Here is a 14,725-nt window from a genome sequence, read left to right on the forward strand (position 1 = left end):
CTAACATTTTACATCCTTGTTGGCCTCGTCGGGCGACTGGTACAGCGCCGTGGGATAGTGTCCCGTGAAGCAGGCCATGCAGAGTTCCCTGCGGTTGCCCGCCTTCAGCAGCGACGCCGGCGAAAGGAACACCAGCGAATCGGCACCGATCTCCTCGCAGACACCCGCCGTGTCCTTGCGGGCCGAGATCAACTCCTCGCGCGTCGAAGTGTCCACACCGTAGAAACAGGGATCGGTCATCGGGGGACTGGCGATGCGGACGTGCACCTCGGTGGCTCCCGCCTCCTTGAGCATCGTGACGATACGCCGCGAGGTGGTACCGCGCACGATCGAGTCGTCGACCAGCACCACGCGCTTGCCCCTGACGATCGAGCGCACGGCCGAAAGCTTCATCCGCACGCCCTTCTCACGTAGCTCCTGCGAGGGCTGGATGAAGGTGCGGCCGATGTATTTGTTCTTGATCAGTCCCATTTCGTAGGGAAGACCGCTCGCCTCGGCGTAACCCATCGCGGCGCTGAGGCTCGAATCGGGAACTCCGACCACGATGTCCGCCTCGGCGGGCGCCTCCTTCCAGAGCAGGCGCCCCGACTCCTTGCGGTAGGCGTGGACGTTGCAGCCGTCGATGTCGCTGTCCGGACGCGCGAAATAGATGTACTCCATCGAGCACATTTCCGAACGTTTGTACATCGAATAGTCGCGGCTGCGGATGCCCTGTTTGTCGATCGTGACGATCTCGCCCGGCTCGACGTCGCGCACGAACTCCGCACCCAGCACATCGAAAGCACAGGTCTCGCTCGACACCACCCAGCCGTCGCCCAGCTTGCCGATCGACAGCGGGCGCAGGCCGTATTTGTCGCGGCAGGCGTAGATGCGGTTGGCCGTCATGATCAGGAAGGCGAAGGCGCCTTCGAGCATGTTCAGCGCGTCGATAATCGAGAAGATGCGCGGCCGGTCGTGGTAGCGCGTCTCCTTCTTGATCAGGTGGGCCAGGATCTCGCTGTCGGAAGTCGACTGGAACAGGCTGCCCTTGTTTTCGAGGTGGCGGCGCAACAGTTCCGAATTGACGATATTGCCGTTATGCGCCAACGCGAAGTCGCCCGTGTTGTGGCGGAAGAGGAAAGGCTGCACGTTCTCGATGCCGCCGCCCCCGGCCGTGGTGTAACGCACATGGCCGATGGCCGTGGAACCTTTCAGCGTGGCGAGTTTCGCCTCGTCGAAAACTTCCGTCACCAGCCCTCCACCCTTGATGCGGCGGAACGTGCCGCTGTCGTCCACCGAGACGATGCCGGCCCCCTCCTGCCCGCGGTGCTGCAGGGCGTGGAGACCGTAGTAGGTCAGCGACGCGGCGTCCGGCACTCCGTAGATGCCGAACACCCCGCATTCCTCGTGCAATTCGCGGTCGCGGATCACTTCCATCATACTATCCGACGATTTTTTGCAGGCGTGCCAGAATCTCCTCGTAAGCCTCGCGAACCTTGCCCAGGTCGCGGCGGAAACGGTCCTTGTCGAGTTTCTCGTTGGTCGTGGCATCCCACAGGCGGCAGGTGTCGGGCGACACCTCGTCGGCCAGCACGATCTCGCCGTCCGACGTCTTGCCGAACTCGATCTTGAAGTCCACCAGCTTGATGTTCATCTTCAGGAACAGCTCCTTGAGCACCTCGTTGATCTTGGCTGTCATGGCGTACATCTCGTTCAGCTCCTCGTAGGTAGCGGCGCCCAGCGCCACGGCGTGGTGGTCGTTGATCAGCGGGTCGCCCAGCTCGTCCTTCTTGTAGCAGATGTCGAAAATGACGTTCGAGGGCTGCGTACCCTCCTCGATGCCCAGACGCTGGGCCATCGAACCGGCGATGACGTTGCGCACGATCACCTCCAGCGGAATGATCGTCACCCGGCGGCAGACCTGGTCGCGGTCGTTGATCGTCTCGATGTAGTGGGTCTTCACGCCCGCCTTCTGCAGCTCCTTGAAGATCAGGGTCGAAATGGCGTTGTTCAGCACGCCCTTGTTCTCGATCGTGGCTTTCTTGATGTTGTTGAAAGCCGTAGCGGCATCCTTGTAGTGGATGATGATCTTATCGGGATCGTCCGTGCGGAAAACCTGTTTTGCCTTGCCCTCGTAGAGCATTTCGAGCTGTTTCATGTTGTTTGGGTGTTTTTTGATTATTTGATTCGTTGTCTCATTTCATATCGAAGTCCACCACGATCGGACGGTGGTCCGAGGGATGCCAGAAATTCGAGAGTTTGCCCGGGTCGCGGACCGGCCCGGTGTAGGCGTCGGTCACCACGTCGGCATGCGTGACGCGCTCATAGAGCGGCGGCGTGCAGTAGACGAAGTCGATGCGCGACTTGCCGCCCGTCGTGGTCTTGAACTCACCCGGGTATTTCTCGGCAATCACGTCCACATAGGGCGTATTTTGCAGGATGTAGTCGTGGACCAGGAAACGCGTGTCGCCCGCCGGATATTTGTAAAACCAGTTGTCGCGCGACGAACGCGAATTGAAGTCGCCCATCATCATCCAGAGCTGCTTTTCGGCACCCGGAACCGAATGGATCGTATGGCTGCAGATGTATTCCATCTCCATGCGGCGGTATTTGTCCCCGCCGTTCTCGGCACGGCTCGCGTCGCGGTCCTTGGCCTCGTAGGCATAGCCCTGCGGCCAGGTGTGGAGCGTCACGATGTTGACCGTCTTGCCGTTCTTCTCGATGCGCGCCCAGCCCGAGCCGTGCGTCACCACGCTGTCGGGCTTCGCCCCGACGATGCGCCCGACGTTCTCGATCGGGTATTTCGACGTGATCACCTGCGGGTAATTGTCGCGGTGTCCGCCCACATACCAGTATTTATGACCGTAACGGGCAGCCAGTTCGCCCCAGTTCCCGACCAGATAACGGTCGGCGGCATCCATCTTGTCGGCCGTGCCGGTCTTGTAGATCGACTGCGCCTCGCACCACACGCACACGTCCGGATCGTACGCCCTGACCCATTCCACGAACTTGTCGTAGTTGTCGCCCTGCCCGGACCACATCCCGTTCTGGATGTTCCAGTACAGCAGGCGCATGTTGTTTTTCGGGTTCTTCGGGTTTTTCCGGGCATGGACGCAGACCGGAGCGAGCATCGCCGCAAGAAGCAGCACGCTGCAAAAACGGAACAGGGAGGTTTTCATCGGTTATCGGTTTTAAGGTTATTGCATTTTGCGGAAATACGCCACGGCGTTGTCGAACAGCGACTGCTGCTTGTTGCCGGCGATATTCCTGAACAGGTTGTTTTCATAACGCTCCGTGTGGCCCATCTTGCCGAGAATCAGTCCGTTCTGCGAGATGATGCCCTCGATGGCGTACGACGAGCCGTTGGGGTTGCAGGGAGCCTCGGCCGTGGGATTTCCTGCGGCATCGGCGTACTGGAAGGCCACCTGTCCGTTGGCGAACAGCTCGCGGGCGAGCGCCTCGCTCACCACGAACTTGCCCTCGCCGTGGCTGACGGCAATCGAATGCAGTTCACCCAATTCGAAGCCACGGAGCCACGGGGAAGCGGTCGTCGCGACGCGCGTGGTGACGATCTGCGAAATATGACGGTTGACGTCGTTGCGGAACAGCGTCGGCGAATCCTTGGTGACCATGCCCAGACGGCCGTAAGGCAGAAGACCCGACTTGACCAGCGCCTGGAAACCGTTGCAGATGCCCAGGATCAGGCCGCCGCGGTCGGTCAAAGCGTGGATTTCGTTGCGAATATCCTTATTGTTCAACACATTGACGATGAATTTGGCGCTTCCGTCGGGTTCGTCGCCCGCCGAGAAACCGCCTGCGAGCACGAAGATGTGCGCCCGGCGGATATGCTCCTTCATTTCGGCGATCGAGCGCAGGACGTCGTCGCCGGCGATGTTGCACAAGACGCTCGTCCGGACCTCGGCCCCTGCCTTGCGGAACGCCTTGGCGGTGTCGTAGTCGCAGTTCGTGCCGGGGAACACCGGGATATAGACCACCGGGGTCTCGACCGCCTCGCCGGGATAGGTGAAACTCTTCGGCGCCGGCCGCGAGGTCATCACCTCCGCCGAGTTCCGGCCCTTGTCCGGGTAAACCGCCGCAAATTTCTCCGTATTGGCCTTGTAAAGCTCTTCAAGCGGCATCTTCGTCCCGTTGACCGTCAGCGCCTCCTCGGCGACGGTGAAGCCCAACTGTTCGGCGCAGGGATATTCGAGCGTGCCCTCGCACTCGACGAGGATCGAGCCGTAGGCGTATTCGTAAAGCCGCTTTTCATCCATCGTCACCTCTGCGCCGATACCGTTGCCGAAAGCCATCTTCGCGAGGCCCTCCCCGACGCCGCCGAAGCCCACGGACCACGCCGAGAGGATTTTCCCGGACTCGGCCTGCCCGCTGACGAACGCAAAGTTCTCCTTCAGCTGCGCCGTATCGGGCATGCGGTTCTCCAGCGGAGTATGGCGGACGAGATAGATGCGGTGTCCGGCGCCTTTGAGGTCGGTGGAAATGACCTTCGAAGCATCGACCGTCGTGATGCCGAAGGCCATCAGCATCGGCGGTACGTTGATGTCCTGGAACGTACCCGACATCGAGTCCTTGCCGCCGATCGAAGGCAGTCCCAGCTCGACCTGCATCTTCAGCGCCCCGAGCAGCGCCCCGAGCGGCTTGCCCCACGACTCGGGATTCCGGGTCATACGCTCGAAATACTCCTGGTAGGAGTAGCGCATCCTCTCGTAACGCGCGCCCGCGGCCACGACCTTCGCCGCAGCTTCCACGACGGCATAGGCCGCGCCGTGGTAGGGACTCCACGAAGCCACGTAGGGGTTGTAGCCGAAGGCCATGACGCTGGCCGTGTCGGTATAGCCGTCGGTGGGGAGTTTCTGCACCGAAACCTGCGTCTCGCTGCGCTGCATGCGGCCGCCGAAGGGCATCAGCACCGTCGAACGGCCGATCGTCGCGTCGAACATCTCCACGAGGCCCCGCTGCGAGACGACATTGTTATCCTTGAGGTTATTCGTAAAACGCTCGGCGAGGGTCTCCCCCGCCACTTCACGGGCAAAGGGATCGCGGTTCTCCACCGCACCGATCCGCGCCTCGGCATAATGCTTCGCCCCGGCGCTGTCGATGAATTCGCGCTTGAGGTCCACGACCATGCGGTCGCCGTTGAACATCCGCATGCGGGCCGTGTCCGTCACATCGGCCACGTGCACCGCCTCGATGTTCTCCTCGCGGCAGTATCCCATGAACTCCTCCATGTCCTTCGCCTCGACCACCACCGACATGCGCTCCTGCGACTCGCTGATGGCGAGTTCCGTGGAGTTCAGACCGCTGTACTTGGTCTTCACGCGGTCGAGGTAGATGTCCAGCCCGTCGGCCAGTTCGCCGATGGCGACGCTGACGCCGCCGGCACCGAAGTCGTTCGATTTCTTGACGAGGCGCGTCACCTCCGGACGGCGGAACAGCCTCTCGAGCTTGCGCTCCTCGGGAGCGTTGCCCTTCTGCACCTCGCTGCCGCAGGTTTCGAGCGACTTCGCGTCGTGCTCTTTCGAAGAGCCGGTCGCCCCGCCGATGCCGTCGCGGCCCGTGCGGCCGCCGAACATGATGATCCGGTCGCCCGGTGCGGGACGCTCGCGGCGGACGTTCGAAGCCTTCACGGCTCCCACCACGGCCCCCACTTCGAGGCGTTTGGCGACGTAGTCGTCGTGGTAAATCTCACGGACATGGGTCGTGGCCAGTCCGATCTGGTTGCCGTAGCTCGAATAACCCGCCGCGGCCTTCTTCGAAATGACGCTCTGGGGCAGCTTTCCGGAAAGGGTCTCGGAAACCGGCAGGTAAATGTTTCCCGCACCCGTCACGCGCATCGCCTGGTAGACGTAGCTGCGGCCCGACAGCGGGTCGCGGATGGCACCGCCCAGACAGGTCGAAGCCCCGCCGAAGGGTTCGATCTCCGTGGGATGGTTGTGGGTTTCGTTCTTGAATTGCAGAAGCCATTTCTCGGTCTGCCCATCGACGTCGACGTCGATATAGACCGAGCAGGCGTTGTTCTCCTCCGAGACTTCCAAATCGTCCAGCAGGCCTTTCCGCTTGAGGTAACGCGCGCCGATCGTCGCCATATCCATCAGGCAGAGGCTCTTGTGCTCCCGGCCCAGTTCGCGGCGGATACGCAGGTACAGAGCCAGCGAATCTTCGATCTCCGCCTTGGCGAACGACTCCTCGACGGTGATGCCCTCGAGTTCGGTCGTGAAGGTCGTATGGCGGCAATGGTCGCTCCAGTAGGTGTCGAGGATGCGCAGTTCCGTTTCGTAGGGATCGCGCCCCTCCGAACGGAAGTATTTCACCACCTCGCGCAGGTCGTCGGCGTTCATCGCCAGGCCCATCTTCCGGCAATAGGCGTCCGATTCGGAATCCGCCATCTCCCGGAACCCTTCGAGCACCTCGACGGGCTTCACCTCGGCCTGCTCCATGTCGCTGAGCACCGAGAGGTCCTTCTCACGCGATTCGACGGCGTTGATGTAGTAATGCCGGATCTTCGCCAGCTCCCCGTCGGTCGCCTTGTCGTCGAAAACGAGCAGTTTCGACGAGCGGATGCTGACCCGGGCTTCGGGATCGATCAGCCGCACGCAGTCGACAGCCGAAGCGGCGCGCTGGTCGAACTGCCCGGGGAGGTACTCCACGGCGATATACCTGCGCCCCGCAAGATCGAACGTGTCGGTCACGGAGTCGGTCACCACCTCGCCGAAAACCGTATAGCGGCTCTTTTCCAGCAGTTCTTTGCTGAAGCCGAAAAGATCGTAGACGCAGAGCAGGCGCACCTCGCCCAGCGACAGGTTCAGATTGGTGTTCAGCTCGCGGCGCAGGCTCTCGGCCTCGACCCGGAAGCGGGGCAGTTTTTCTACGAAAATGCGGTAATTGGTCGTATTATTCATTATTTCTGTTTATATTTCATTCATCGTTCAGCGGCTCCATACGCCGTCATTACGGCCTTTGCCCGTGTATACAAGCCTGACCTTCCCCCAAATCCCCTCCTCGGAGAGGACGACTCGCCTGCAGGACGACACAATCTGTTATTTCACAAACCGGCCTGCCCATTCGGCCTCAAACCGTGCGGCATCCATTCCCACGAAAGTGATGTGGCCCATCTTGCGTTTGGGACGGCTTTCCGTCTTGCCGTAAAGGTGCACGTAGACCCCCGGGAGGTTCTCCGCGGCGATTTTCTCCGCGGCTTCGAGGTCCTGTCCCAGAATATTTTTCATCACCGCGGGAGCCACCGGCTGCGGCTCCTGCAAAGGCTCCCCGACCAGATAGCGGACCAGTTCGCGGAACTGGTTCGTGGTCGCCCCCTCGATGGTGTAGTGACCCGAGTTATGCGGGCGCGGGGCCATCTCGTTGAAGTAGATTTCATCGCCTTTGATGAAATACTCGATGGCCAGGATACCCCGATAACCGCAATCGCGCATGAAACGCTCGCTCTGGGCCTTCATCCGCCCGAGCACCCCGGAATCGACTTCAGCAGGTACGATGCACAAATCCAGAATCCCGTCGCGGTGGACGTTGCGCCCCACGGGAAAACTCACGACCCGCTCGCCGTCGGCCACCATCACGATGCTGGCCTCGGAATCGAACGGCACGAACTCCTCCAGGATGCAGGGAACCGCGAGCAGGGGCAGCGCCCCGGCGATGTCGGACTCCGTCTTCAGCACCCTCTGTCCGTGGCCGTCGTAGCCCAGCGTGCGGGTTTTCAGCACGGCGGGAAGCCCCAGCCGCCGCACGGCTTCGCGCAGCGACGCTTCGTCGTCCACGGCCTCGAAACCGGGCGTGCGCAGCCCGTGGGCACGGGCGTTCGACTTCTCGCGCAGGCGGTCCTGCGAGTCGTAGAGGGGCTTGTAGCCCTGCGGGATGTTGTATTTTTCACACAGCGGAATCAGAATGTCCCCCGGCACGTTTTCGAATTCATAGGTCACCGCATCGCTGCGGCGGCACAGCTCCTCGAGCGCCGCGGCATCGCCGTAGGCCGCGACGATACGATCGTCGCAAACCCTGAATGCCGGGGCGTCGGCCGCCGGATCGAGGCACACGGTGCGCACGCCCAGTTCCCGCGCCTGCTCGGCGATCATCAGGCCCAGCTGGCCTCCTCCTATGATACCGATGGTCTTCATCACAATTCGGCTTTCAGCACATCCGCGGTCTGTTTGGCGCGGAAAGCATCGAGTTTCGCCGCCAGGGCGGCATCCTGCAATGCGAGGATCGACACGGCGATCAGCGCGGCGTTCTTCGCGCCGTTGATGGCCGTCGTGGCCACGGGAACACCCGCGGGCATCTGCACGATCGACAGCAGCGAGTCCAGCCCGTTCAGGGCGCGCGACTTCACGGGAACGCCCACAACGGGCAGCGGAGTCATCGAGGCCACCATGCCCGGCAGGTGCGCCGCGCCGCCGGCCCCGGCGATGATCACGCCGATACCGCGCTCTTTGGCCGTCTTGGCGTATTCGCACAGCAGATCGGGCGTGCGGTGGGCGCTGACCACCCGTTTTTCGAAATCCACACCGAACGCTTCGAGCGTGGCGGCGGCTTCGGCCATCACCTCGTAGTCGCTCACAGAGCCCATAATCACGCCTACTTTCATATGAATTCGTTTTTTATCATCACTAAAATCCATCCCCTAAACGGGCGGAGAGCCGGCCCCAAACGTTCCAACCTGCCGCCGCCCCTGAAACCCGTCTTTCAGACGGGCGAAAAAACAAACCGCCACGACATCGCATGTCATGGCGGTCTGGTATCTATCCGAGCACCCCACGAGCAGGCATCTGCTGCCCCAGGGACTCTGCACGCCGCATCTCTCGCTGACACGCCCGCGAATAGAAGGCAGCGGCCTGGCCCTGCTGTTTCTTTCGTTCGCGTTGGTCGATATTGCAGCCTGAAATCATGGGAATTAACCTAACAGTTGTAAAAACAACGTTACAAAAGTAGTGCTTTTCGGCATACTTTCAAAATTCCCGGACAGATTCTATCGACAATTTATCGACAATCCTCCCGGCTCATCGAATAGGGCGCATCCCCGGGCTTCGTGCCGCGATCTTTTTCGGGTTCCGGCTGCATGTCGAAACGGATCTTTGCCCCTTCGAGCAGCTCTCCGTATTTGAGGAATGTCCTGCCGGCGGCTTTCCCGTCGACGGTCATCCCGCTGACATATCGGTTTTCGGGACCATTCTCGGGGGCTTCGATTTCGACCGTTTTCCCGTTTTCGAGATGAATGGCCGCTTTTCGGAACAGCGGCGAGCCGACCACGTATTCATCCGATCCCGGGCAGACGGGATAGAATCCGAGTGCCGAGAAGACGTACCATGCCGAGGTCTGGCCGTTGTCCTCGTCGCCGCAGTAACCGTCGGGTTTCGCGGAATAGAGTCGGTCCATCACTTCGCGGGTCCAGAACTGCGCCTTCCACGGCTGGCCGACATAGTTGTAGAGGTAGATCATGTGCTGTGCGGGCTGGTTGCCGTGGGCGTAGTTGCCCATGTTGGCCACCTGCATTTCGGTGATCTCGTGGATGCGCGCGCCGTAGTAACTGTCGTCGTAAATCGGCGGCACGACGAACACCGAATCGAGCATTTCTCCGAATTCGGTTTTGCCGCCCATCAGGGTTGCAAGGCCCTCCGGATCGTGGAACACCGACCAGGTGTAGTGCCACGCGTTACCCTCCGTGTATGCGTCGCCCCACTTGTAGGGGCTGAACGGAGACTGGAACGTGCCGTCTTCGTTACGGCCCCGCATCAGGCGGGTTTCGGGATCGAAGACATTGCGCCAGTTCTGCGAAGCTTTTTCCAGCATCGCGACATCCTCCGTCTTGCCGAGTTTAGCGGCCACCTGCGCGATGCACCAGTCGTCGTAGGCGTATTCCAAAGTGCGGGCCACGTTCTCGTTGATACCCACGTTATAGGGCACATAGCCCAGCGTGTTGTAATACTCGTGTCCGAGCCGCCCGGTCGAGGAGACCTGCGGGTGCACCTTGTCACGGCCCGCGAGCATCGCCTCGTAGAGCGTGGCGATGTCCTCCTGCGGGGTGATACCCTTGAGAATGGCATCCGAGACCACCGAGGCCGAGTTGTTTCCCACCATGCAGCCGCGATGGCCCGGTGATGCCCATTCGGGCAGGAAACCGCTCTCTTTATAGGTATTTGCAAGACCCGCCTGAATCTCGGCGTTGACCGAGGGATAGACGAGGTTCAGCAGCGGAAACAGACTCCGGAACGTATCCCAGAAGCCCGTATCGGTATACATATATCCCGGCAGCACCTCACCGTTATAGGGGCTGTAATGCACAGGCTTGCCCGCCGCATCTATTTCGTAGAACTTGCGCGGGAACAGCGTCGAACGGTAGAGGCACGAATAGAACGTGCGGTATTGCTCCTCCGTGCCGCCCGCGACTTCGATACGTTCCAGCACCTCGTCCCAGCGGGCCTGCGCTTTTGCTTTTACGGTTTCGAAATCGTCGGTGCCCAGCTCCGTTTCGAGGTTGCAGACGGCCTGCTCTGCGGAGATGAACGACGAGGCCACGCGGGCGTTGACCCGTTCACCGCGGCGGGTGGTGAAGTAGACCGCCGCCAGTGCATGGTCGCCCGTCACGGCATCGCCCTTGATCTCCTGCCCGCCGTCGAAAATGCGGTAGGTTTCGATCGGCTTATCGAAGCGGATAACAAAATAGTTCCTGAAATTCGCCGGAACACCCCCGCTGTTGCGCGTCGTGTAGCCCGCGACGGTGTGTTGGTCCAATACCTTCACCTGCGAACCCCGGTCGAAGGCGTCGATCACAACGCCGCTCTCCGCGCTCTCGGGGAATGTGAAGCGCAGCACGGCGGCGCGCTCCGTCGGGGTCATTTCGGCCACGACATCGTGATCGGCGAGGTAGACCGAGTAATAATAGGGCTTCGCCGTCTCGGACTGGTGGGAGAACCAGCTTTGGCGGGCGTTTTCATCAATCCTGTCTTTGCCGCGCACGGGCATCAGCGAAAACTGTCCGTAATCGTTGATCCACGGCGAGGGCTGGTGGGTCTGCTTCAGACCCCGGATCGTGTGAGACCCGTAGGTATAGGCCCATCCGTTGCCCATCTTGCCCGTCTGGGGCGTCCAGAAATTCATGCCCCACGGAACCGCAACGGCCGGATAGGTGTTACCCGTCGAGAGCGTATAATCCGACTGGGTTCCGACAAGTGTCGAGACATATTCCGAGGGGCGCAACGGCGGCTCGGATTGCGGGGTCCGGCAGCAGGCCGCGGCCAGGGCCGCAAAAATCAACAATATGAGATTCTTCATTTTTTATTCCAAATTATCGAATTGGGTAAAAAGACAAGCTACCGGGCTTTCGCCTCGCAGTAGGCGCAGCGGCAGGTCCCGTCCGCCTGACGGTGGAACAGCCGGTCCACATCCTCCGAAGCGGAGATGCAGCGGCGGTTCGGGCACTCGTATTCGTTCACGACATACTGTTCGCTGAAAACCGGGGTGTGTTCGAAGGGCCTGTTCTCGTCAGCCCAGCGCAGCAGCGTATAGATCAGCGCCATGCGCACGAACTTGCCGTTCTCGACCTGCCGGAAATAAGCCGCGCGGGGATCGTTGTCCACGGCGCGCGTGATCTCGTTGACACGCGGCAGCGGATGGAGTATGATCATGTCCTCCTTGGCAGTCTTCAGCTTCTCGGGGTTGAGCACGAAGCTGTTCTTCACGCGGTCGAACTCCTCCTCGTCGAGGAAACGCTCCTTCTGGACGCGCGTCATGTAGAGGATGTCCAGCTCGGGCATCACCTCCTCCATGGTCTCGACCTCGCGGAACTCCAGACGCGAGTTCTCGGCCATCTCCGCGAGCATGTAGTCGGGCAGGCGCAGTTCCTGCGGAGCGATCAGGATCACCTTGATATTCGAATAGCGCGACAGGGCCTTGATCAGCGAGTGGACCGTGCGGCCGAATTTCAGGTCGCCGCAGAAACCGATCGTCATGTTGTCGAAACGGCCTTTCTCGCGCTTGATCGTCAAAAGATCGGTCAAAGTCTGCGTGGGATGGGCGTGGCTGCCGTCGCCGGCGTTGATGACCGGGATGCCCGCATACTGCGAAGCCACCAACGGCGCACCCTCCTTGAAGTGACGCATGGCGATGATGTCCGCGAAGCAGCGGATCACGCGCACGGTGTCGGCCACCGTCTCGCCCTTCGACACCGACGAGGAGTTGGCGTCGGAGAAGCCGATGACCTGACCGCCGAGTTCGAGCATCGCCGCCGTGAAGCTCAGCCGCGTGCGGGTCGAAGGCTCGTAGAAGAGCGTGGCCAGTTTCTTGCCCCTGCATGCCTCGCTGTACTTGGCGCGGTTGGCGATGATGTCCTCGGCGAGGGCCACGATCTGTTCGGTTTCCTGAACCGTGAGGTCCGTGGGATCAATTAAATGTCGCATAGGTTTTCATTCATTTACAAAGTTTCCGATTTTCACCCAATTCTGATTTTAGGGGAGCGAATTTCGGCCCGACCGATGGTCGGCACGGATGGGCTGCACCGAAGTACCGTCCATTCGTGCCGAACGAGGAAGGACGAAAGGCGCCCGCCAAAATCGGAATTATCGCATCCAGCTCTCGTCCGCCGGATTGTTCCGGAACGCGATCAGCCGCGCCTTGTCTTCGGGCCTGATATACCCCTCCTCGGCGGCCACTTCGACGAGGGCGTCGAGGTTCGACAAACTGTAATTCGTGACGTTCGCCTCCCGCATGCGGTCGAGACCCTTCTGCATCCCGTAGGTGAAGATCGAAGCCACGCCGAGCACCTCGGCGCCGGCTTCGCGCAGGGCGTCGACCACCTCGATGCACGAACCGCCCGTCGAGATGAGGTCCTCGATCACGACGACCTTCTGGCCCTTTTCCAACTTGCCCTCGATCCGGTTGCCGCGGCCGTGGTCCTTCTGCCCCGAGCGCACGTAGCCCATCGGCAGGTCGAGGATCGTGGCCGTGATGGCCGCATGGGCGATGCCGGCCGTGGAGGTTCCCATCAGCACCTCGGCTTCGGGGAATTTCGTGCGGACGATTTCGGCGAGGCCCGCCTCGACATGGCCACGAACCACGGGGGCCGTAAGCGTCAGGCGGTTGTCGCAGTAGATCGGGCTTTTGATGCCGCTCGCCCAGGTGAAAGGCTGTTCGGGACGCAGGAATACCGCGCCGATCGACAGCAGGTCTTTAGCAATTCTCTTCTCCATAATTTTCAACGAAGTCCCGGCAGGTTTCTTCCTCCGTTTTTCACGATGAAACCTGCCGGGACCCCGTTAAAGCACCTGCGGTGCCGGTTTCATCGTGACATTTCCTCCAAATCACCCCTTGACAAAGGGAAACTTTGCGATTCGGATTCTCTTGAATTTCTATTTCAGGTTTTTAGTTTTCAGTTCTTCGGCGACCCAGCGCACCCATTCATCCACATTGTCGGTCAGTTCCCCGGGCAGCGGCAGCGGAATGCGCACATCGGGCGCAATGCCCGCGGAGTCGATCCCGCGGCCTTCCGAAACCCGGCAGGAACGGGTCGTGGGGAGCATCATCCACCGGGTCGAGTCCTGCGGAAAATAAAGTATTTCGCAGTTCGAGAAATCGAGGCACCCGAGCGTATTGTCCTGCCCGTAAACGGTCGTCCGGCGGCTGCTGGCCCTGACTTCGAGCACCAACTGTTCACCCGAGGAGCCGACTTTTCCATCGATCAGCAGCCCCGCCCGGCGAGGCCGCGGCGAGACGGAATCGTAACGGATCCGGTAAGTTTTGCGCTCCCCGGCGAGAAATTCCCCGGCCGGGGTCCGCTCCATCCGTGCGATCTTCGCGCGTCCCCGCTCCGTATCGCCGGCAAACTCCCTCACGTGGGCGATGGCCAGGTCCGAAACGCGGTACTCCATGGCATCCTCCACCCCTTCGTGGTCGTAGAGCAGTTTGAGCAGCGGTTCATAGGCACTGTCGCTCCCGCCGCCGTTGCCGCGGATGTCGAGGATCAGGTTTGCACATCCCGAGGCCAGATAAGCCCGCACGGCAGTCCGCACCCAAGCGGCCTGTTCTTCATTCAGGTCGCACGACGGGAAACGGATCAGATACGTTTCGCCGTCCACCCGACAATGGGTGAACTGCGGGTCATAACGCTCCATCCGTGCCGCGTAATCCGAAGGTCGGCGGACCGATTTGGGCCGGTAAGTCCTTACGCCCTCCGTTCCGAGGTGCGAATCATCGAACCAGCCGAGATACTCGGCAACGGCGTCATACGTGTCGCGCCCCGAGGCGATCCCGCTCCGCAGCCGCTCTTTCAGCGCCGCATATTCCGCCGCGCGGTTCGCGGTCTTGTCCGGATAGCCCGCATAGGCGCGCTCCACCGCGTCGACGGCAAAGTCGAAGTCGGACACGGCGCCTCCCGCAGGGGTTTGCGCCCCGGCAGGCAGCAGGCCGGCAACGGCCGCAACAAGCGGCAAAACACACAGTAAGATTCTCATTTATTCCAGCGCCGAGCGTAAAATCTTCTCCACCTCCTCGGGATAGATGCCGCCCTCGTGGACCTTCACGCCGTCCACGTAGAACGTAGGCACGTAGTAGTAGTCGAATGTGTCGGCCACATCGGGCTGTTCCGACTCCTCGATCATCTCGATCCCGACGGCGGCCAGCTCCGGATGGGCGGCACGCGCCTCCTCGATGTAACGCAGCGCTTTCTTGCAGAAGGGACACGATTTCAGGTAGAAAAGTTTTACCGGTTTCATATTTTCCTTATTTT

General features: G+C 61.0%; 11 protein-coding genes. All 11 read right to left on the bottom strand.

Translation table 11 applies throughout. The annotated features are described in order from the left end of the window. A complete protein-coding gene (purF, locus tag ACGHP5_RS02835) occupies window positions 1-1,419 on the bottom strand; it encodes an amidophosphoribosyltransferase (RefSeq protein WP_295902689.1) in 1,419 nt (472 codons plus the stop codon). Between the two features lies 1 nt (window position 1,420). Then, window positions 1,421-2,137 (bottom strand): phosphoribosylaminoimidazolesuccinocarboxamide synthase, encoded by a 717-nt coding sequence (gene purC, locus ACGHP5_RS02840; RefSeq protein ID WP_290532162.1) that lies wholly within the window; start codon window positions 2,135-2,137, stop codon window positions 1,421-1,423. A 37-nt stretch (window positions 2,138-2,174) separates the two neighbouring features. Further along, a complete protein-coding gene (locus ACGHP5_RS02845) occupies window positions 2,175-3,158 on the bottom strand; it encodes an endonuclease/exonuclease/phosphatase family protein (RefSeq protein WP_337656478.1) in 984 nt (327 codons plus the stop codon). A gap of 18 nt (window positions 3,159-3,176) precedes the next feature. Beyond that, on the bottom strand, window positions 3,177-6,896 hold the full coding sequence (locus tag ACGHP5_RS02850) for a phosphoribosylformylglycinamidine synthase (protein WP_390567978.1): 3,720 nt from the start codon (window positions 6,894-6,896) through the stop codon (window positions 3,177-3,179). A 138-nt stretch (window positions 6,897-7,034) separates the two neighbouring features. Continuing rightward, entirely contained in the window at window positions 7,035-8,126 is a 1,092-nt protein-coding gene (gene purK / locus ACGHP5_RS02855) for a 5-(carboxyamino)imidazole ribonucleotide synthase (protein ID WP_337756353.1), read from the bottom strand. After that, on the bottom strand, window positions 8,126-8,599 hold the full coding sequence (gene purE / locus ACGHP5_RS02860) for a 5-(carboxyamino)imidazole ribonucleotide mutase (RefSeq protein ID WP_365944607.1): 474 nt from the start codon (window positions 8,597-8,599) through the stop codon (window positions 8,126-8,128). Before purE ends, purK begins: the two co-directional genes overlap by 1 nt. Window positions 8,600-8,985: 386 nt before the next feature. Next, complete coding sequence (locus ACGHP5_RS02865; protein ID WP_390567979.1) at window positions 8,986-11,277, bottom strand: GH92 family glycosyl hydrolase; 2,292 nt, start codon at window positions 11,275-11,277, stop codon at window positions 8,986-8,988. Window positions 11,278-11,315: 38 nt separating this feature from the next. After that, on the bottom strand, window positions 11,316-12,401 hold the full coding sequence (gene pyrB / locus ACGHP5_RS02870) for an aspartate carbamoyltransferase (protein ID WP_290532169.1): 1,086 nt from the start codon (window positions 12,399-12,401) through the stop codon (window positions 11,316-11,318). A 159-nt stretch (window positions 12,402-12,560) separates the two neighbouring features. Beyond that, window positions 12,561-13,190, bottom strand: a complete 630-nt coding sequence (gene pyrE, locus ACGHP5_RS02875) for an orotate phosphoribosyltransferase (RefSeq protein WP_295902708.1) — start codon at window positions 13,188-13,190, stop codon at window positions 12,561-12,563. A gap of 159 nt (window positions 13,191-13,349) precedes the next feature. Then, window positions 13,350-14,450 (bottom strand): S41 family peptidase, encoded by a 1,101-nt coding sequence (locus tag ACGHP5_RS02880; protein ID WP_390567980.1) that lies wholly within the window; start codon window positions 14,448-14,450, stop codon window positions 13,350-13,352. After that, window positions 14,451-14,711 (bottom strand): thioredoxin family protein, encoded by a 261-nt coding sequence (locus ACGHP5_RS02885; RefSeq protein ID WP_290532172.1) that lies wholly within the window; start codon window positions 14,709-14,711, stop codon window positions 14,451-14,453. Between the last annotated feature and the right edge of the window lie 14 nt (window positions 14,712-14,725).

Origin of the sequence: Alistipes sp. i18-0019-D1 (genome assembly GCF_042852885.1) — a bacterium.
In the GTDB taxonomy this organism is placed as follows: Bacteria; Bacteroidota; Bacteroidia; order Bacteroidales; family Rikenellaceae; genus Alistipes.

Bases quoted from the DNA above. Each gene is read 5' to 3' on its own strand.
- purK (WP_337756353.1), bottom strand. From the start codon at position 8,126: ATGAAGACCATCGGTATCATAGGAGGAGGCCAGCTGGGCCTGATGATC.
- ACGHP5_RS02845 (WP_337656478.1), bottom strand. From the start codon at position 3,158: ATGAAAACCTCCCTGTTCCGTTTTTGCAGCGTGCTGCTTCTTGCGGCG.
- ACGHP5_RS02880 (WP_390567980.1), bottom strand. From the start codon at position 14,450: ATGAGAATCTTACTGTGTGTTTTGCCGCTTGTTGCGGCCGTTGCCGGC.
- ACGHP5_RS02850 (WP_390567978.1), bottom strand. From the start codon at position 6,896: ATGAATAATACGACCAATTACCGCATTTTCGTAGAAAAACTGCCCCGC.
- pyrE (WP_295902708.1), bottom strand. From the start codon at position 13,190: ATGGAGAAGAGAATTGCTAAAGACCTGCTGTCGATCGGCGCGGTATTC.
- ACGHP5_RS02865 (WP_390567979.1), bottom strand. From the start codon at position 11,277: ATGAAGAATCTCATATTGTTGATTTTTGCGGCCCTGGCCGCGGCCTGC.
- purF (WP_295902689.1), bottom strand. From the start codon at position 1,419: ATGATGGAAGTGATCCGCGACCGCGAATTGCACGAGGAATGCGGGGTG.
- pyrB (WP_290532169.1), bottom strand. From the start codon at position 12,401: ATGCGACATTTAATTGATCCCACGGACCTCACGGTTCAGGAAACCGAA.
- purC (WP_290532162.1), bottom strand. From the start codon at position 2,137: ATGAAACAGCTCGAAATGCTCTACGAGGGCAAGGCAAAACAGGTTTTC.
- ACGHP5_RS02885 (WP_290532172.1), bottom strand. From the start codon at position 14,711: ATGAAACCGGTAAAACTTTTCTACCTGAAATCGTGTCCCTTCTGCAAG.